At 57.4% G+C, this 18,422-nt stretch carries 17 protein-coding genes; 11 read left to right on the top strand and 6 right to left on the bottom strand.

The window, feature by feature from the left end; all coding sequences use genetic code 11:
• Nucleotide 1 precedes the first annotated feature (1 nt).
• From sucD to EYQ49_04175, 10 genes are all read left to right on the top strand, one after another.
• Entirely contained in the window at nucleotides 2-895 is an 894-nt protein-coding gene (gene sucD, locus EYQ49_04220; GenBank protein ID HIG25090.1) for a succinate--CoA ligase subunit alpha, read from the top strand.
• A 37-nt stretch (nucleotides 896-932) separates the two neighbouring features.
• On the top strand, nucleotides 933-1,496 hold the full coding sequence (locus tag EYQ49_04215; protein ID HIG25089.1) for a phosphoribosylglycinamide formyltransferase: 564 nt from the start codon (nucleotides 933-935) through the stop codon (nucleotides 1,494-1,496).
• Nucleotides 1,493-2,995 carry a bifunctional phosphoribosylaminoimidazolecarboxamide formyltransferase/IMP cyclohydrolase gene (purH, locus tag EYQ49_04210; protein HIG25088.1) on the top strand — a complete coding sequence of 501 codons (1,503 nt, stop codon included), beginning with the start codon at nucleotides 1,493-1,495 and terminating at the stop codon, nucleotides 2,993-2,995. The genes EYQ49_04215 and purH overlap by 4 nt, the downstream gene beginning before the upstream one ends.
• 45 nt (nucleotides 2,996-3,040) lie before the next feature.
• Entirely contained in the window at nucleotides 3,041-3,898 is an 858-nt protein-coding gene (locus tag EYQ49_04205; protein HIG25087.1) for a bifunctional 5,10-methylenetetrahydrofolate dehydrogenase/5,10-methenyltetrahydrofolate cyclohydrolase, read from the top strand.
• A 120-nt stretch (nucleotides 3,899-4,018) separates the two neighbouring features.
• A complete protein-coding gene (locus tag EYQ49_04200) occupies nucleotides 4,019-4,897 on the top strand; it encodes a 5,10-methylenetetrahydrofolate reductase (protein ID HIG25086.1) in 879 nt (292 codons plus the stop codon).
• 56 nt (nucleotides 4,898-4,953) lie between these two features.
• Nucleotides 4,954-6,150, top strand: a complete 1,197-nt coding sequence (locus EYQ49_04195) for an NADP-dependent isocitrate dehydrogenase (protein ID HIG25085.1) — start codon at nucleotides 4,954-4,956, stop codon at nucleotides 6,148-6,150.
• Between the two features lie 95 nt (nucleotides 6,151-6,245).
• Nucleotides 6,246-7,919 carry an ABC transporter ATP-binding protein gene (locus tag EYQ49_04190; GenBank protein HIG25084.1) on the top strand — a complete coding sequence of 558 codons (1,674 nt, stop codon included), beginning with the start codon at nucleotides 6,246-6,248 and terminating at the stop codon, nucleotides 7,917-7,919.
• A complete protein-coding gene (locus EYQ49_04185) occupies nucleotides 7,916-9,745 on the top strand; it encodes an ABC transporter ATP-binding protein (protein HIG25083.1) in 1,830 nt (609 codons plus the stop codon). The genes EYQ49_04190 and EYQ49_04185 overlap by 4 nt, the downstream gene beginning before the upstream one ends.
• Nucleotides 9,745-10,476 carry a PIG-L family deacetylase gene (locus EYQ49_04180; protein HIG25082.1) on the top strand — a complete coding sequence of 244 codons (732 nt, stop codon included), beginning with the start codon at nucleotides 9,745-9,747 and terminating at the stop codon, nucleotides 10,474-10,476. Before EYQ49_04185 ends, EYQ49_04180 begins: the two co-directional genes overlap by 1 nt.
• 76 nt (nucleotides 10,477-10,552) lie before the next feature.
• Nucleotides 10,553-11,542: a malate dehydrogenase gene (locus EYQ49_04175; protein ID HIG25081.1), complete on the top strand. Its 990-nt coding sequence runs from the start codon at nucleotides 10,553-10,555 to the stop codon at nucleotides 11,540-11,542.
• A 21-nt stretch (nucleotides 11,543-11,563) separates the two neighbouring features.
• On the opposite strand, the gene EYQ49_04170 is transcribed toward EYQ49_04175, so the two are convergent.
• From EYQ49_04170 to EYQ49_04160, 3 genes are read right to left on the bottom strand one after another with little or no spacing between them, the layout of a single operon-like run.
• Nucleotides 11,564-11,926: a hypothetical protein gene (locus EYQ49_04170; protein HIG25080.1), complete on the bottom strand. Its 363-nt coding sequence runs from the start codon at nucleotides 11,924-11,926 to the stop codon at nucleotides 11,564-11,566.
• Nucleotides 11,927-11,929: 3 nt separating this feature from the next.
• On the bottom strand, nucleotides 11,930-12,850 hold the full coding sequence (locus tag EYQ49_04165; protein ID HIG25079.1) for a DUF368 domain-containing protein: 921 nt from the start codon (nucleotides 12,848-12,850) through the stop codon (nucleotides 11,930-11,932).
• Nucleotides 12,847-13,260 carry an acyl-CoA thioesterase gene (locus EYQ49_04160; GenBank protein ID HIG25078.1) on the bottom strand — a complete coding sequence of 138 codons (414 nt, stop codon included), beginning with the start codon at nucleotides 13,258-13,260 and terminating at the stop codon, nucleotides 12,847-12,849. The genes EYQ49_04165 and EYQ49_04160 overlap by 4 nt, the downstream gene beginning before the upstream one ends.
• Between EYQ49_04160 and EYQ49_04155 the strand changes: the two genes are divergently transcribed.
• A complete protein-coding gene (locus tag EYQ49_04155; GenBank protein HIG25077.1) occupies nucleotides 13,111-14,127 on the top strand; it encodes an alpha/beta fold hydrolase in 1,017 nt (338 codons plus the stop codon). The genes EYQ49_04160 and EYQ49_04155 overlap by 150 nt on opposite strands.
• A gap of 693 nt (nucleotides 14,128-14,820) precedes the next feature.
• Here the strand turns inward: EYQ49_04155 and EYQ49_04150 are convergent.
• The 3 genes from EYQ49_04150 to EYQ49_04140 are packed head-to-tail and all read right to left on the bottom strand — an operon-like array spanning nucleotide 14,821 to nucleotide 18,381.
• On the bottom strand, nucleotides 14,821-15,579 hold the full coding sequence (locus EYQ49_04150) for a succinate dehydrogenase/fumarate reductase iron-sulfur subunit (GenBank protein HIG25076.1): 759 nt from the start codon (nucleotides 15,577-15,579) through the stop codon (nucleotides 14,821-14,823).
• Between the two features lie 38 nt (nucleotides 15,580-15,617).
• Entirely contained in the window at nucleotides 15,618-17,540 is a 1,923-nt protein-coding gene (locus tag EYQ49_04145) for a fumarate reductase/succinate dehydrogenase flavoprotein subunit (GenBank protein ID HIG25075.1), read from the bottom strand.
• A 1-nt stretch (nucleotide 17,541) separates the two neighbouring features.
• On the bottom strand, nucleotides 17,542-18,381 hold the full coding sequence (locus EYQ49_04140; GenBank protein ID HIG25074.1) for a succinate dehydrogenase cytochrome b subunit: 840 nt from the start codon (nucleotides 18,379-18,381) through the stop codon (nucleotides 17,542-17,544).
• Nucleotides 18,382-18,422: the final 41 nt, after the last annotated feature.

Genomic DNA, 18,422 nt, shown 5'->3' with positions numbered 1-18,422 from the left:
CATGAGTATTTTTGTTGACGAAAACACCAAAGTTATTTATCAGGGGTTAACCGGCAGCCAAGGCCGTTACTACGGTTTGTTGAACCGGGAGTACGGCACCCAAGTTGTGGCCGGCACCAACCCGCGTAAAGCAGGCGAAGAGGTAGAAGGCATTCCTATTTACGCCAACGTGGCCGAAGCAGTAGATGCCACGGGCGCTACCGCTTCTTGTATTTTTATTCCGGCCGCCGGGGTACGTGGTGCGGTGCTCGAAGCAGCTGAGGGTGGGGTGGAGTTCATTGTGGCTATCACCGAAGGGGTGCCCGCTCACGATGAAGCGGAGTTCTATAACCGTTTGCGTCGAGACTTCCCTCAGGTGCAATTGTTGGGCCCGAACTGCCCGGGCATTATTTCTCCGGGGAAATGCAACATCGGTATCACCGCCGGACATATTGCTGAGCCGGGCGGCCCGGTGGGCATTGTCAGTCGTTCTGGCACCTTGACTTATCAAGCGTTGTACGAGTTGAAAGAAAAAGGCATTGGTTGCACCACTTGTGTGGGCATTGGTGGCGACCCGGTGCCTGGTACGTCTTTCATCGACTGTTTAGAGGCTTTCGAAAATGATCCAGAAACCAAAGCGGTCATGATGATTGGTGAAATTGGTGGTTCGGCTGAAGAAGAAGCGGCCGAATACATCGCGAACCACATGTCTAAACCGGTGTCGGCTTATGTGGCTGGGGTGACAGCCCCTCCGGGTAAGAAAATGGGTCACGCCGGGGCCATTGTGTCGGGCGGCAAAGGCACGGCGCAAGCCAAGATGGATGCGTTGCGGGCCGCTGGGGTGCGGGTTGGTTTGAACCCCACCGAAGCCGGTGAGCATATGGCTGACATTGTGGCCGATTTAGACGCGAACTAAACAAGGGCGCCGGGGTGCTTCTGCTACCGTCGCAGGCATGAAACTTGCCGTATTGGTTTCGGGAACCGGGACTATTTTAGATGCCATGGTGGCTGCTGGTTTGCCGGTGGCTTTGGTGGTTGCTGATCGCCCTTGTTTGGCGATTGAGCGAGCATTGGGCCATGGCATAACCGCTGAGGTGGTAGAGCGGTCAACTTTCGGGGCGGCTTTTGACCGAGAGGGTTATACCCAGCAAATCACTGAATTTCTTCAAAGCCATCAGGTGGATTTAATCGCTATGGCGGGGTTCGGTACTATTTTGGCTGCTCCTATTTATGAGGGTTTCGCTGGTCGTATTTTGAACACGCACCCATCGTTGTTGCCGGCTTTTCCGGGGTGGCATGCTGTGGAGGCCGCTTTGGCTCATGGGGTGAAGGTTTCTGGTTGCACGGTGCATGTGGCTACTTTGGCCGTGGATTCTGGCCCAATTTTGGCCCAAGAAGCGGTGCCGGTAGAGGCTGACGATACGGCGGCCACTTTGCATGAACGTATAAAAGATGTAGAGCGTCGCCTGTACCCGGCCACTATTGCTCGGGTGCTTAACCAAGGAGTTTGCGTATGACCACTCGTCGAGCGTTGCTGTCGGTGTATGACAAAGCGGGCATTGTTGAGTTCGCCAAAGGCCTGGTGGCTTTGGGGTGGGAGGTGGTGTCTAGCGGGGGCACGGCGCAAGTATTGGCCCAAGCCGGGGTTGCAGCAATTGAGGTAGCGGAGATCACTGGGGCACCAGAAATGCTGGGGGGGCGGGTTAAAACATTGCACCCGGTTATCCATGGCGGCATTTTGGCCGACCGGTCTAAACCAGAGCATCTCGCTGATTTAGAAAAACGTGGGATTGCGCCCATTGATTTAGTGGTGGGTAACTTGTACCCATTTTCTTCGGATCCCAGCATTGAGTTGATCGATATTGGTGGGCCCACCATGGTGCGGGCGGCCGCTAAAAATCATGCCCATGTGGGCATTGTGGTCAACCCGGAGGACTACCCGGTGGTGCTCAACGAGTTGCAAGCGGAGGGGGAGTTGTCGACCGCTACCCGCCGCCGGTTGGCGCGGGATGCTTTTGCCCATACGGCGGCTTACGACGCCGCCATTGTGGGTTGGTTTGATGAAGACGCTGACCCTTTGCCGCCTTCCTTGCATTTGGCTTTAGATCGGGTGCAAGATTTGCGGTACGGCGAGAACCCCCATCAGGTGGGTGCTCGCTATCGGTTGGCTGGCCAGTCGGGTTGGTGGGATGAAGCAATTACCCACGGCGGTAAGGCCATGTCGTATTTGAATCTTTTTGACACGGAGGCAGCTTGGCGGTTGGTGCATTGCTTGGGTGATGGCCCAGCGGCGGTGGTTATCAAGCACGCCAACCCTTGCGGGGCGGCGGTAGCAGACAACATCACAGCGGCTTACTTGGCGGCCCATGCGGGTGACCCAGTGTCGGCTTTTGGGGGCATTGTGGCCGTGAATCGTCCGGTGACGCTGGCTATGGCTCAAGCGGTGAGCGAAGTATTTACTGAGGTAGTGGTGGCCCCGGGCTTTGAACCAGAGGCCTTGTTGTTGCTGAAAGAAAAAAAGAATCTCCGCATTTTGGAAGCGCCGGCTCCGCAGTGGCCTGACCGAGAGGTGCGCAATATAGACGGAGGCCTGTTGGTGCAAACTGCCGACGCAGTGACCGTGGATCGGGACGGATGGTCGGTGGCTACCGAACGGGAACCCACGGAGGCCGAATGGGAAGATTTGGTGTTTGCGTGGCGGGTGGCAGCCCGAGTGTCATCGAACACCATTGTGTTGGTTAAAGACGGTCAAGCGGTGGGCATTGGGGCGGGTCAACAAAACCGTCGAGATGCGGGCCGGATTGCTACCGACAAAGCAGCCGGCCGTGCCTTGGGTGGGGCGTGTGCCAGTGATGCTTTTTTCCCTTTTCGTGACGGCTTGGATGCAGCAATTGAGGCGGGTGCGACGGCAGTTATCCAGCCTGGTGGCTCCGTGCGAGATGATGAGGTTATTGCGGCCGCTAACCAAGCCGGTATGGCCATGGTGTTTACCGGCCAGCGGCATTTCCGCCATTAGGTAAGTGCTTCCGCTGCGAAACATTTAGCACTAGAGTTCCGCTCTATGACTGCACAACTTTTAGCAGGCGGCCCCGTTGCGGAGGCTGTCCTCGATGATGTTCGTATCCGGGTACAAGCGTTGCAAGCCCGGGGGGTTACGCCGGGCTTAGGCACCATTTTGGTGGGTGACGATGGGGCCAGTGCGGGGTATGTGCGTAAGAAGCATGAAACGTGTGAAGCGGTGGGTATTGCGTCGCATCATTTGCAAGTAAACGCTGGTGATCCGCCAGAGGCTCTGTTGGAGGCGGTGGAGAATTTTAACGCCAACCCCGAGGTGCATGGTTACATCATTCAGCACCCGGTGGCTGATGGTTTTGATTTCAACGCTGCTTTGTCAGCGATGGACCCCGGCAAGGATGCTGATGGTTTGCACCCCACCAACTTGGGCAAACTGGTTTTGCAAGAAGAAGGCCCGGTGCCGTGTACCCCGGCGGGCATTGTGGCCATGTTTGTGCATTACGACATTGAGGTATCGGGTCGCCATGTGGTGGTTATTGGTCGAGGGCCCACTCTGGGTCGCCCGTTGTCGTTGTTGTTGACTACTAAAGCCCCGGGGGCTAATGCGGCGGTCACTGTGGTGCATTCGGCGGTACCAAACTTGGCCGACTTAACTCGAGAGGCCGACATTGTGGTGGCTGCGGTGGGTATCCCGGGTTTTGTTACTCCGGACATGGTGCGCCCTGGCGCGGTGGTGGTGAGCGGGGGTATTTCTTGGGAGGGTAAAAAGTTGTTGGCTGATGTTGATGAGTCGGTCGAAGAGGTTGCTTCGTGGATAACCCCTCGTTTGGGCGGGGTGGGCCCCACCACGGTGGCCATGTTGTTGCGTAACACGGTGGAGGCTGCCGAGCGCTCTGGGTCGTAGTTTCTGCCACCTCGTGGGATGCTGGCGGTGGTTTTTCCCGCCTTTTGGTTGCCACATGAACCTTGTGTGACGATGCCTTTAGCGAGGTGGGTTTGTTTCCGAAAGGTTCTTTAGGGTGCGCTGGTGCAACGTATCCCAGATGTTTTAGCCAAACGTCGAACGTTATCTTTTGAATATTTTCCGCCGCCGCCGGGCCCGGCTCGGGAGGCGGCTTTAAGGTCGGCCGCTCGGTTGGCCCATCGACGCCCGGATTTTGTTTCGGTTACTTACGGTGCGGGGGGCAGCGACCGAGCTCGTACTCGCCAAATGGTGGCTGATGTGGCGGCCAGCCATGTGTCGGCCCGCCACCGTTGCCCGGTCATGCCGCACCTCACGGGTATTGGGCACACTAAAGCTGAGGTGCGGGCCTTGTTGGCCGACCATCAGGCGGTGGGGGTAGCTAACGTTTTGGCTTTGGCGGGGGATCCACGCCCCGAAGAAACCGTGGCCGGTGGCTTTCGTTATGCCACAGATCTAGTGACATTTATTCAAGAGGAGACAGATGTGGCCGTTGGGGTAGCGGCTTTTCCCGAAGTACACCCTCGCTCACCAGATCGAGCAACTGATCGTCGACATTTGGCGCACAAACTCTCGTTGGCAGATTTCGCCATTACACAGTTCTTTTTTGATGAAAAGGTTTATGCCCAACTAATAGATGAACTTGCTGCGTTGGGTTGCACCACTCCGGTCATCCCTGGGGTGATTCCGGTTACTAATCCCTCGTCGGTGAAACGCTTCGCCGAGATGAATAATTCTGCTATTCCCGTTGATTTGTGGAACCGCTTGGAGGCTGCCGAACCGAAGGAGCGTTTGCGGATAGCCGTTGATGAAGCGGCGGCCATGGTCGCCAATTTGGTAGATCTGGGGGCACCCGGGGTGCATTTGTATTCTTTGAACAGCGCCGAGGCGGTAGAGGGCGTTCTTGACCTCCATGGAGATGATTTAAGTAGTTCCGAGTAAGGCGTTCTCTTCTGGTGGCCTCTCTGGTCCGGTAACGGTGCCGATAGGGTCAAGGCATGGCTGAAAAAATTTCTATGAGCGCCGATGGCGTATTAAATGTTCCCACTGAACCCATTATTCCGTTTATCGAAGGCGACGGTACGGGGGTCGATATCTGGCCAGCGGCTCGCTTGGTGCTTGATGCGGCGGCGGCTAAACACGGCCGCAAGGTGGAGTGGAAAGAAGTACTGGCTGGTGAAAAAGCTTTTAACGAAACCGGCGATTGGCTTCCTCAAGAAACTATTGAAACTTTCGACAGCCACCTGATTGGCATTAAGGGCCCGTTGACTACCCCCATTGGTGGAGGGTTCCGTAGCCTGAATGTGGCTATTCGCCAAATTTTGGACCTCTATGTTTGCTTGCGCCCGGTGCGTTATTTCAAGGGCGTCCCTTCCCCGGTGAAACACCCCGAGTTGGTGGACATGGTGATCTTTCGCGAGAACACTGAAGATATTTACGCTGGTCTTGAGGTAGAGGCCATGACCCCCGATGCTTTGAAACTGCGGGAACTTCTAGAAGACGCTTTTGGATGGAAAATTCGTGAAGATTCCGGCATTGGCATTAAGCCGATTTCTAAAACGGGTTCGCAGCGGTTGCAACGGGCTGCATTGCAGTACGCCGTTGACCGTGGATTGCCGCGGGTGCATTGGGTACACAAGGGCAACATTATGAAATACACCGAAGGGGCGTTTCAACGCTGGGGTTACGAGTTGGTGAAAGAAGAGTTTTCTGACGTGGCCGTGGCTTGGGAAGATTGCGGTGGCGACCCGGGGGACAAAATTTTGGTGCAAGACACTATTGCCGACATTGCTTTGCAGCAGGTGTTGACTCGTCCGGCTGAGTTTGATGTGATTGGCACCATGAACCTTAATGGGGACTATTTGTCGGATGCTTTGGCGGCACAAGTAGGCGGCATTGGTATTGCTCCGGGTGGTAACGCTAACTACGTCACCGGGCACGGCATTTTTGAAGCGACCCACGGGACGGCCCCGAAGTACGCCGGTCAAGACAAGGTCAACCCGTCTTCTGTTTTGCTGTCTGGGGCGTTGATGTTTGAACACATCGGTTGGAAAGATGCCGCCGATGACATCGTGACTGCCATGGAGGCCGCCATTGTGGACAAAGTGGTGACCTACGATTTTGCTCGTTTGATGGAGGGAGCCACCGAGGTGAAGTGCTCGGAGTTTGCTTCGGCCATCGTTGATCGCCTCTGACTCCCACCACATCTCCTGACGGGGTTTTCCGTCGAGCGGGGCGCCTGGTTGCTCGCTCGTTTCGTGCTCACCCGATTGCGCATATTTTGGCGGCAATGGGCGCCAACGTGTTTGCGGTGGCCGTGGTGGGGTTCACCGTTGTTATTGGTCGGGTAACCGATGAGGTGATTTTGCCTGGCCTGTCTGGGGAGGGGCCTGCGGTGTCGGGCCGGGCGGTGCTTTCTGGTATGGCGGCTTTGGGAATAGTGGGCTTGGTGCGCGGCTTATCCATCATGGTGCGGCGTTGGTTCAACATGATGGCGGTGGCGCGGACGCAACGAACATGGCGCCAGAGTTTGACTGACCGTTATTTAGATGCGCCGATGTCTTTTCATTGGGCTCGGCCAGCGGGGCAACTGTTAGCCCACGCCGATGCAGATGTTGAGGTGGCTACTTCTATGTTGATGCCGTTGGCTTTTTCGGTTTCGGTGGTGGCTTTGATTGTGGTGTCGTTGATCAGCCTGCTGGTGGTGCACCCGTTGTTTGCTTTGGTGGCGTTGGTTCTGTTTCCGACTTTGGCGGTGTTGAATCGGCGTTTTACGAAGTCCATTGAGGCCCCGGCGGCTCGGGCCCAAGCGGAGGTGGGGAGGGTGTCGTCTATCGCCCACGAAAGCCTTGATGGGGTGTTGGTGGTAAAAACGTTGGGCCGTCAAGATCAAGAGGTGGCAAGGTTCGCTGAGGCGGCGGCTGCTTTGCGTGAGGAACGTATTGCGGTGGGGCGCTTGCGGGCTAATTATTCCCCGATTATTTATTCGCTGCCCAACTTGGGGATTTTAGTTTTGTTGTTGGTGGGTACGTGGTTGTTTAGCCAGGGGACGGTGACTTTGGGTGAGATGGTGCGGGCTATGGCCTTGTTTTCTATTTTGTCGTTGCCCATGGAAATTTTGGGGTTTCTTTTTCAGATGATCCCGCAGTCGGTGGTGGCGCAGGATCGCATAAATGAGGTGTTGGCGGTGGCTCCTGAATCGACAGTCGTAGGGGGAGTGGTGGGGTCGGCCACCGTTGATTTTGTTGATTTGTCGTTTGCTTACCCCACGGAGGGTTCGCAAGCCCCGTTGGTGTTGGAGGGTCTTTCGTTGCATATCGATCCCGGGGAAACGGTGGCTTTGGTGGGTTCAACGGGAGCCGGTAAAAGTACTTTGGTGGCTTTGTTGGCGGCTTTGATGCCGCCCACCGAGGGTCGGGTGTTGTTGGGTGGAGTAGATGTTCAGGATTTAGGTTCGGAGGGCACGGCGGCGGTGGTGGCTCCGGTGTTTCAGGAAACGTTTTTGTTTGCAGATTCGGTGCGACAGAATTTGACACTGGGCCGCGATATTCCCGAGGGGGAGCTGCAGCGAGTGTTGACTTTGGTGGAGGCGGAGGGTTTTGTGTCGGAGATGCCTCAGGGCATAGATACGGTGGTTGGTGAGCGAGGGGTGACTTTGTCGGGCGGTCAGCGGCAACGTTTGGCTATTGCTCGAGGGTTGTTGCGTCGCCCCAAGGTGTTGGTGCTCGATGATGCTACGTCGGCGGTGGACCCCACGATTGAGGCCGCTATTTTAGCTAATCTTCGCGCTCATGGTGACCGAACTTTGTTGGTGGTGGCGCACCGTTTGGCCACTATTCGTTTGGCTGATCGGGTGCTGTTTTTGGAAAGCGGGCGCATAGCCGCCCAGGGCACGCACGAAGAGTTGTTGGCGGTCTCCGCTTACGCTGCTTTGGCGCAGGCTTACGAAAAGGCGGGGTCATGACGGCGCTGGATGGGCGCGATGTTGCTGGCCCCGAAGAAGAACCAGAGGCTCGTACTTTGGCCAGCATCGACGAGGTGGGTGCTTTGGCGGTGCTGCGGCGTGGGGTAGCCGCTTCGCCTGAGTTGCAAAAAGGGTTGTGGGGGACGGCCGCTATGGCGCTTGCTGTGGCGGGTTCAAAATTGTTGTTGCCGTTGAGTATTCAGTTGATTTTGGACCTTGGCTTAGGGCCAGATGGGGTACGTTTTTCGTGGGTACTGGTGGTGTCGTTGGTGTCGGCGGTTTTGGTGTTGGGCAGTGTGTTTTTGGGGCGGGCTACTTATTTTCGTTTGGTTTGTATGGCCGAGAATGTGTTGATGGGTTTGCGGGTCCGCACCTTCGCGCATTTGCATCGTTTGAGTTTGGCGGACCACACGGCGGCTCGTAAAGGGGTGTTGACGGCGCGGGTTACTAGCGATGTTGAAACGTTGACCAAATTTGCTCAGTGGGGGGCTATTGCTTGGGTCATTGATTTGTTCCAAATCGCTGGCGTGTTGCTGGTTATGGCTTTTTATTCGTGGCAATTGACCTTGTTGACTTTGGCTGTGCATTTGCCGCTTATCCCGATGTTGCGGCGTATGCAGCGCAGCCAGTTGAAGGCTTATGATCGTTTGCGTACGCGGGTGTCGGACACTATGGGGATTATTTCTGAAGTGGTTATGGGGATGACCACGGTGCGGGGTTATGGCTACCGTAAGGCCACCAAGGAAGCTATTCATGAAGCGGTTGATGAGCAGTATCACCAACAGATGCGGGCTGCTCGGTATTTTTCGTTGGTTATGCCCACGACGGATGTTTTTGGGGTGATGGCTATTGCTTCGGTGGTGGGAGCCGGTGTGTGGTGGGGTGGTTCGTGGGGGCTTTCTTCGGGCGAACTCATTGCTTTTATCTTTTTGGTGAACTTATTGTTGAATCCCATTACCGAGTTGGGCGAGGTGCTGGATCAAACGCAAACGGCTTTAGCGGGCTGGTGGAAGATTTTAGACGTGCTGGATACGCCGGTGGAGATTCCCGAGAATTTGACTGGGCCTGCTTTGCCGGTGGGCCCGTTGTCGGTAGAGGCCCGGGGGGTGGAGTTTGCTTACCGAGAGGGAGGCCGGGTCTTGCATGGGATTGATGTGGATTTGCCGGCCGGTGCGTCGGTGGCTGTGGTGGGCGAAACTGGTTCGGGAAAAACTACTTTTGTGAAACTGGTGGCTCGGTTGGCTGACCCCACGGCGGGCTGCTTGCTGGTGGGCGGGGTGGATTTGCGCCAGATGGCTACTGCGGATCGTCAATCTGCGGTGCGCATGGTGCCTCAAGATGGGTTTTTGTTTGATTCTTCGGTGGGGGAGAACATTCGTTTTGGTCGGTCGGAGGCTTCTTTTGCTGAGGTGGAAGCGGCGATCGATGCGTTGGGTTTACGTCCTTGGGTGGATGGTTTGGTTGAGGGTTTGGCGACGCCGGTGGGGGAACGGGGGGAGTCGTTGTCGGTGGGGGAACGCCAGTTGGTGGCTTTGGCTCGAGCCCAGTTGGCGAACCCTGGGTTGTTGATTTTAGATGAAGCGACGTCAGCGGTGGATCCGGAAACAGAAACTACGTTGGAGCGAGCATTGGAACGTTTGGCGGCGGGGCGCACCACTTTGAGTGTGGCGCATCGTTTGTCTACGGCGGAGCGAGCAGATTTGGTGCTGGTTTTTGATCGAGGCAATTTGGTGGAGCAAGGGCCTCACGAGGTGCTTAAAGATGCTGGCGGCATTTATGAGGGCTTGTATGCCTCGTGGCTGGGGAACACTCGTGAGGATGACTAGTGGACCCTATTGACCCGCTGGCTGGCCGTTTGGCGGCGCAGTGGGATGCCGTAGTAGATGGTTTGGCGGATTGCCCCGTGCCTTGGCCGCCGCCGGGCCCGTTGGTGGTGGTGTCGCCCCACCCCGATGATGAACTGTTGGCTTCGGGGGCCACTTTGGCTGCTGTTGACCTTGGGGTTCCGGTGACCGTGGTGGCGGTCACTGATGGGGAGTGGTCGCATCCGCATTTAGATGAGGAGGGTCGAGGGGCTTTGGCGCTGCGGCGTACCGCGGAGAGTGCGGAGGCTTACCGGGTGTTGGGGGTTCGGGCTAATCGGATGCGTTTGTCGTTGCCTGATGGTTCGGTGGATGAGCATTTTGGGGCACTGTTAGATCAGTTGTCTCCGTTGTTGGTTGGGGCGGGGGCTTGTGTGGCTCCGTGGCCGGGTGACGGCCATCCTGATCATGAGGCTTGTGCTCAAGCGGCGTTGCAGGTTTGTGAGGCGTTGGGGGTGCCGTTGTTTGGGGTGCCGATTTGGTCGTGGAATTGGGATGACCCGCAGAAACCGGCTTTTGATTTTTCGCAGGCTTTTGCTTTTCGTTTTGGTGACGAGTTAAGGGAGCGCAAACAGGCGGCTTTGGCTTGTTACGTCAGTCAGGTTCTGCCCGAAGATGGTCAGCGTCCGGTTTTGCCGAAATCTTTTTTAGATCATTTTGCTCGACCGGCTGAAGTGTTCTTGCCGCTGAGTTGACCAACGACCGGGGTCTGACGGTACCCTCAAGAGATACCTGCCGGCTGGTGCTGGCCTTCAAAATCAGGAGCTTTTTGTGAGTAAGAACCCTATTCGTGTCGCTGTTACCGGAGCCGCTGGAAACATTGGCTACAACTTGATTTTTCGTATTGCCAGTGGGCAGCTTTTGGGTTCTGATCAACCGGTGATTTTGCAAATGTTAGAGATCCCGCCTGCCATGGGGGCCTTAGAGGGTGTGGCTATGGAGCTCGACGATTGTGCTTTCCCGTTGTTGGATTCCATGGTGCTTAGTGATGACCCCAACGTTGCTTTTGCGGGCGCTGGGGTGGCCATGTTGGTGGGTTCTCGTCCCCGGACGAAGGGCATGGAGCGCCAGGATTTGTTAGAAGCGAACGGTGCTATTTTCACCACACAGGGCAAGGCTTTGAACGACCATGCCGACGATGATTTGCGGGTGCTGGTGGTGGGTAACCCGGCGAACACCAACTGTTTGATCGCTATGAACAATGCGCCGGATGTTCCTGATGAGCGTTTTACGGCCATGATGCGTTTGGATCACAACCGGGCGTTGTCTCAAGCGTCGGCCAAGTTGGGGGTGGCTTCCACTGAGGTAAATCGTATGACTATTTGGGGTAACCATTCTGCTACTCAGTATCCAGATTTGGTGCATGCTGAGGTAAACGGTGTTTCGGTGGCTGGCACCATTGATGATCAAGCGTGGTTGGAGAGTCAGTTCATCCCTACGGTGCAGCAACGGGGAGCGGCCATTATTGAAGCACGTGGGGCTTCGAGTGCCGCTTCGGCAGCTAACGCAGCAATTGACCACGTACATGATTGGGTGTTGGGTACGCCGGAAAACGATTGGGTTTCTATGGGTGTGCCGTCTGACGGCAGTTATGGCGTGCCGGAGGGTTTGATTGTGGGTTTCCCCACCACGTGTGCTGATGGCCAATGGTCCATTGTGCAGGGTTTAGAAATTGACGAGTTTTCTCAGGCCCGTATTGATGCTTCGGTGGGCGAGTTAGCTGAAGAGCGTGACATGGTGCGGGGCTTGGGCCTTATTTAAGGCAACAAGTTTTAGGGCTGTCTAGTCCTGGGGTACGTCGGCCAGCAGGCTACTGAGTTGGTCGGCTACCGCTTGGTTTTCGGTGAGCCGTCGTGGGTCGCCGCCCAGGGTCATGGAGCCGTCGATGATGGCGGCTAGGGGGTCGAGTGTCCCGGCGGCCATTTGGCTTGCCGTGTGGCGATCGGTGATGAACCAAACGTCTTGGTCGGGGGTTGGGTCGGTCAGAACTTGTACCGCTCCGGGGGTAAAGGCGATGCACCAGTGGGGCCCATCGGTGATTCGGTAGCCCACGGTGAGGGGCTTTTGGTGGTCGTCGAGGCCGGGGTGTTGGGTTGCTGCTTGGTTAAGGGCAGTAAGCCATTGGGGGCTAAGAAACTGGGGCATGGCTTAAGCCTTGTTTTGGCGACTGGCTAGGGCATCTACGCCGAGTACCACCATGAGCGCCCCTCCGGCCAATAGGAGTGGCCACAGGGTGATGCCTTGGGTGGGCCACTGTAACCCGGTGCCGTCGAAGGTTTGGGCGCCGGTGGGGCTGGTGTAACCCACCCCGTGGGGCCAGGGCCAAAGCACGCGTAGCGAACCCACCATGAGGCCGAGTAGGACGGCCAACATGGGGTCGTGGTGGCGTTTTAAGAGGCGGCTGAGCAGGGTGGCGAAGGCGGCGAGGCCGAGGGCAGCTCCAAGGCCGAAGATGACCAGGTCGCCGATGAGGCGTTGGTCAACCATGGTTAGTACGGCTTCGTAGAGGCCGAACATGAGGAGTAAAAATGATCCGGAGAGGCCGGGCAGGATCATGGCGCAGATGGCGATGGCTCCGGCGGCGAAAAGCAGCAGGGGCGAGGGGTCGTTGAGTGGCCCGCTTTGCCACCCTAAACCGGCAAATACGGCGGCTCCGACAAGGGTTACTACGGCGAGTAGGCGAGGGTTCCAGGTGGGCATGAGCCGCCAAGAGATGATGAGTGAACCGATGACTAAGCCCAGAAAGAGGCCGGCCATGTTTTCGGGGTGGGTTTCGAGGCTTCTTTCGAGGGGCCCGGCTACTGCGATTACTACGGCACCGGCGCCGACGAGTAGGGGAAGGAGCAGGCTCCATTCCACGGCTTTGAGGCTAGCTAGGGCGCCTTTTAGGTCCCCTCGGAGCACTTGGGTGGCGGCGTGGGCTCCGTCGCGAAGGGCATTGATGAGTCGTTCGTAGAACCCGAACATTAGGGCCAGCGTGCCGCCGGAAACCCCGGGCACGGTGTTGGCGGCACCCATGAGCCCGCCTTGGGCTATTCGGGTGAGGAGGGTGTTGCGTTTGTTGCTCATTTGGGGTCGGCTAAGTAGGGGAGCAATGCGTTGGTGATGAAATCGGGGCAGCGTACGGGGCGGCCTTGGTCGTTGGTGACGGCGGCTAATACTTCTTGGGTGGCCAGCACGTCGTCGCCGCGCAGGATGCGTTGATGCCAACGAGATGACGCTCGTCGCATTTCGGCCAGGCTGGTTTCGATGATGAGTTCATCGCCGCCGACGCCGGGTGCTAAAAACTTTGTTTCTATTTTTGAGACCACAAATTGGTAGCCCTGGTCTTGCAAGGCGTGAAGCCCGAGGCCTATTTGGTCGAGGAGTTCAACCCGGCCGGTTTCGAAGAGTTGCACGTAGACCGAGTGGTTGAGGTGCCCGTAGGGGTCGAGTTCGTAGAAGCGGACTTTTATGGGGTGTTGGTGGTGCACGTCCATGACGCTAGCCGTTACCGGGTAACCTTCGGCGCCGTGAGCGATGACCTAAATATTGAACTGCATGTGGAGTCTTTTGGCCCGGTGGATGGCCAGTCGGTGCTGTTGTTGGCGGGGGCGGATTCTCCGTGTACCCGTTGGTCACCGGGTTTGATTGATCCTTTGGTGGCGGCTGGGTATCGGGTGGTGCGTTTTGATACGCGAGATAGTGGCTTGTCGACCAAGGTGCCGTCGTCGGTGGGTTACACCTTGGAAGATTTAGCGGCCGATGCGGTGGGGGTGCTCGATGGTGAGGGTTTAGTGTCCGCTCATGTGGTGGGTCGGTCTATGGGCGGCATGGTGGGCCAGGTTTTGGCGTTGGACTACCCGGAGCGGGTGCGGTCGTTGACGTTGGTGGGGTCGTCGCCGGGTTTGGGTGATGAGCGTTTGCCGCCGGCGGAGGATACTTTGGTGGATTGCATGGCGGAGCGGCTTTTTTCTCCGCCTCCGGTGAGTCATGTTGACAAGGTGTCTTGGGTGGTGGAGCTTGATCGTTTGTTGGCGGGTTCTCGTTATCCCTTTGAGGAGGAGGCTGCGGTGCTGCGCGCTGATGCCGAGGTGCGGAGTTGTTGGTATCCGGAGTCTGGTCATGGACCGGCGGTTAATTCGTCGCCTTCGCGTTTGGATCGTCTGGGTGAAATATCGGTGCGGACTTTGGTGGTGCATGGCACGGCGGACCCGGTGTTTCCGGTGGGGCATGCCACTGCTTTTCTGGAAGGCATCCTAGGGGCTGAATTGTGGCTGGTCGAAGACCTCGGCCACGAACTGCCCGATGCCGCCTTGCCGGATTTACTCCCTCGTCTTCTGGCTCATTTTTCCTCCACCGATTAACTTGTGACTCGGTGTTCGACACCGAAGCACAATTAGTGAGACGCGAAACGACGCCTCACACGGTCCGGGTTCCCGAAGGTGGGCGACGGTGTGAAGCGCCGTTTCTGCGAGTTGTTGACTGGATCGTCTCTCGTCAGCGTTCTCCGTAACCCATGGTGGGGTTTGGTTTGCGAGAACGTGAGGGGACCGGTTCGGTCAAAACCCTACTCACCTGCTTGGTGGGGCACGACGTCGACGGCGGTTCTTGGTGGATTGCATATGCGCTCCTCCTATCGCTCGTCGCTACGGTCGTGTTGTTCACCACCCCACCTGACTGCAAGGTGATGCCATTACCTTCGCGCCACTTGAACGATCTGTCAAGGGGTCAAATGTTTTTAAACACAAAAACCCTCCTCCGGGGGTATCGGGTTGCACCAGCACGGAGTGCCGCCCACCAGGAGCGATGTTGATGGTGTCAACAAAGTACGGCTGGTCGAGGGGGGGGAACCGCTTAGCAACATCAACTGGGGAAACTTGTGTATGCCGTTACGGCAAGCACTAAAGCTAAAAAGACAGCAAAGGGGTTCGGGTTTGTTTACGCATAGTTCCTCCAAGGGTTTAGTTCTTGTAAGGCTGCGACGCACGGCGGGTTTCTGTTAGGGACAAACATCCCGATTTGCCTGCGGCTTTTGGCAAACTTCGCTGGGACGGCGTTTATTTTTGTCCGGTGAGCGCCCGGTTTTTTACCTTGGCTTTGAGGTAGTCACGGTTCATGAAAGCAATGAAGTCCAAGCTGATTTCTTTGGGGCAGGCTTCGGAGCATTCGCCGTGGTTGGTGCACGATCCGAAGAATTCTTCCATGGTTTCCACCATGGATTCGGTGCGCTTCCAGCGCTCGGCTTGGCCCTGAGGCAAGAGGTTCAGGTGGCCGATTTTGGCTGAGGTAAAGAGTTGGCCGGCTGAGTTGGGGCAGGCGGCGATGCATGCCCCGCAGCCGATGCAGGCGGCGGCATCGAAGGCTTGGTCGGAGGCTTCTTTGGGTACTGGGGTCAGGTTGGCGTCGGAAGCGGCGCCGGTGTTGACGGTGATGTAGCCGCCGGATTCAATAATGCGGTCCAGTGGTGAGCGGTCTACGGCGAGGTCGCGAATTATCGGAAAGCCAGCTGCTCGGAAGGGTTCGATTACAATTTCGTCGCCGTCGGCAAACTCTCGCATATGGAGTTGACAGGTGGCGGTGGCTTTTTGTGGTCCGTGGGCTCGCCCGTTGATCATGACGCCGCAGGTTCCGCAGATGCCTTCTCGGCAGTCGGATTCAAAAGCGATGGGTTCGTGGCCTTGGTCGTTGAGGTGTTCGTTGAGAAGGTCCAGCATTTCTAGGAATGAAGCATCGGTGGTGATGGCTTGTGGGTGGGTTTCGAAGCGGCCTTCGCTGTTGGGGCCGTCTTGGCGCCACACTTTGATGGTGACGTTGATGATTTCTCCGGTGGTTCCTGACATGTTGTTCTCCTCGCTTATTTGTATGAACGCTGCGAGAGCGCCACGTTGTCAAAGGTAAGTTCTTCTTGGTGCCGGGTGGGGTCGGTTCCTTCGCCGTTCCATTCCCAGGCTGCTACGTGAGCGAAGTTTTCGTCGTCGCGTTGTGCTTCGCCTTCTGCGGTTTGGTATTCGTCGCGGAAGTGTCCGCCGCAGGATTCTTCTCGTTGTAGGGCGTCTCGGGCCATAAGTTCAGCGAGTTCAAAGAAGTCTGCTACTCGCCCTGCTTTTTCAAGGGACTGGTTAAGGGTGTCGGCACTGCCGAGCACCCGCACGTTTTTATGGTATTCCTCTTTGAGGGCAGGGATGTCGGTGACCGCTTGTTGGAGGCCGGCTTTGTTGCGGGCCATGCCGATGTTATCCCAGACGATGCGGCCGAGTTCTCGGTGGTAGTGGTCAACCGATTTGGTGCCGTTGGTGGCTAGCCAGCGACGGTTGGTGTCGTTGATGCCGGCTACTGCTTGGGTGAATACGGGGTCGCTGGTGGGTACCGGGTCGTTGCCGAGTTGGCCGGCAAGGCCGTCGCCGATGGTGTAGGGCAGTACGAAGTAGCCGTCGGCCAGGCCTTGCATGAGGGCGCTGGCTCCGAGGCGGTTGGCTCCGTGGTCCGAGAAGTTGGCTTCGCCAATGGCGTAGAGGCCTTCAACGTTGGTCATCAAGTTGTAGTCCACCCAGAGGCCGCCCATGGTGTAGTGGGTGGCGGGGTAGATGCGCATGGGGGTTTGGTAGGGGTTTTCTCCGGTGATGCGTTGGTACATGTCGAAGAGGTTGCCGTATTTTTCTGAGATGGCGTCGAGGCCGTCGCGGGCGATGGCGGCGGAGAAATCAAGGTAGACGCCGTTGGCGAGGGGGCCTACGCCGTGGCCTTCGTCGACTACGGTTTTGGCGTTTCGGGAGGCGACGTCGCGGGGCACCAGGTTGCCGAAGGCCGGGTATTTGCGTTCTAGGTAATAGTCGCGTTCGGTTTCGGGAATGTCGGCGGCGCTTCGGCTGTCGGCTTTGCCGTTGGGTACCCAAATGCGTCCGTCGTTGCGTAACGATTCTGACATGAGGGTCAGTTTGGATTGGAAGTCGTCGCTGGCTGGAATGCAGGTGGGGTGGATTTGGGTGTAGCAGGGGTTGGCGAAGAGGGCGCCTTTGCGGTGGGCTCGCCAGGCGGCGGTGACGTTGCACATCATGGCGTTGGTGGACAAAAAGTACACGTTGCCGTATCCGCCGGTGGCGAGGACTACGGCGTGGGCGGAGTGGGGGGTTACTTCGCCGCTGATGAGGTCTCGGGTGACGATGCCGCAGGTTTGGCCGTCTTTGGTGACGACGTCGAGGAGTTCGGCGCGACTGTGGAGTTCTACGGTGCCGGCGGCTACTTGGCGCATGAGGGCGGAGTAGGCGCCGATGAGTAGTTGTTGGCCGGTTTGTCCGCGGGCGTAAAAGGTTCGCGATACTTGGGCGCCGCCGAAGGAGCGGTTGTCTAGGAGACCCCCGTAGTCGCGGGCAAAGGGTACGCCTTGGGCGGTGGCTTGGTCGATGATGTTTACTGATACTTCGGCCAGGCGATGTACGTTGGCTTCGCGTGAGCGGTAGTCGCCGCCTTTGACGGTGTCGTAGAACAGTCGGTGTACGGAGTCGCCGTCGTTGGTGTAATTTTTGGCGGCGTTGATACCTCCTTGGGCGGCGATGCTGTGGGCGCGCCGGGGGCTGTCGTGGAAGGTGAAGGCTTTGACTTTGTAGCCCAGCTCGCCGAGGGTGGCGGCGGCGGCGGCTCCGGCCAGGCCGGTGCCTACCACGATGATTTCGAATTTCCGTTTGTTGCTGGGGTTAACCAGGTTCATGGAGAACTTGTGGTTTTCCCATTTTTCGGCGATGTCGCCGGCGGGGACTTTGGCGTTAATTAGGGGGTTCATTTCAGTGTCCTTGCGCTTGTTGGACTAAACAGGCCAAGCCCGTGGTTTCGTTGATGGGGCATTCTCTATTTTCTTCAGAGATGAGCCCGGTTTGAGTGAGGAGAGGAAACGAGAGGTTTCCGATCAAAATCAAGCCAGCCAACGTGGCGGCCAGGCCGCGGCGCAGGTGGTTGTAGCGGGGGCTATTGATGCCGAGGCTTTGAAACATGGACCATGCCCCGTGAAAGATGTGTAGGGCTAGGGCGATGTTGGCCACGATGTAGAGGATGGCTACGGGCAGGTTGGAGAGGGATTGGGTGACGTTGTGGTAGGGGTCGCCAGACACGAACTTGTCGCCTAGCCACCAACCCCAGGTCAGGTCGGCTAAATGGTAAAAAAGGTAAAGGGCGATGATGGGCCCGGTCCAGCGCATGGTGCGGCTGGCGTAGTTGGCGGCCAAGTGGTCGCGGCCTCCGGCGTATTTTTTGGCTCCGCCCACCAGGGTGGATTGTTCGCTGGAGTTTTCGGACATGTTTTTGAGGGTGATGGCGGAGTGCAAGTGGAGGCCAAACATTGCCAGGAGTCCAAGACGCATGAGCCAAAGCACGAGGCCGCGGGGCATGAGGCCACCGCCAAGGGTGCGGAGCGTTTCGGCGTATTCGTGCATGCGGGCGGGGCCTTCGTAGACGTGAAGGTTGCCGATCATGTGAATGAGCACGAAGCCAATGAGCCCCATGCCGGTGAGGGCCATTACCCATTTCCGGCCGACTGCTGTTTGGTAAATGTTGAGAGGGAAGGGCCAGCTTTTTTTGCGGGACCGTAGTGGGGCTACGCGGTAACGCTGGTTGGGGGTTTGCGCCATGGGTTTACCTTGGGTTGGGGGTGTACAGCAGTTTGGCGCTT

The sequence above is a fragment of the Acidimicrobiia bacterium genome, from assembly GCA_012959995.1.
Classification (GTDB): Bacteria; Actinomycetota; Acidimicrobiia; order Acidimicrobiales; family MedAcidi-G1; genus MedAcidi-G2B.
This window is presented reverse-complemented; position numbering and strand designations above follow the sequence as displayed.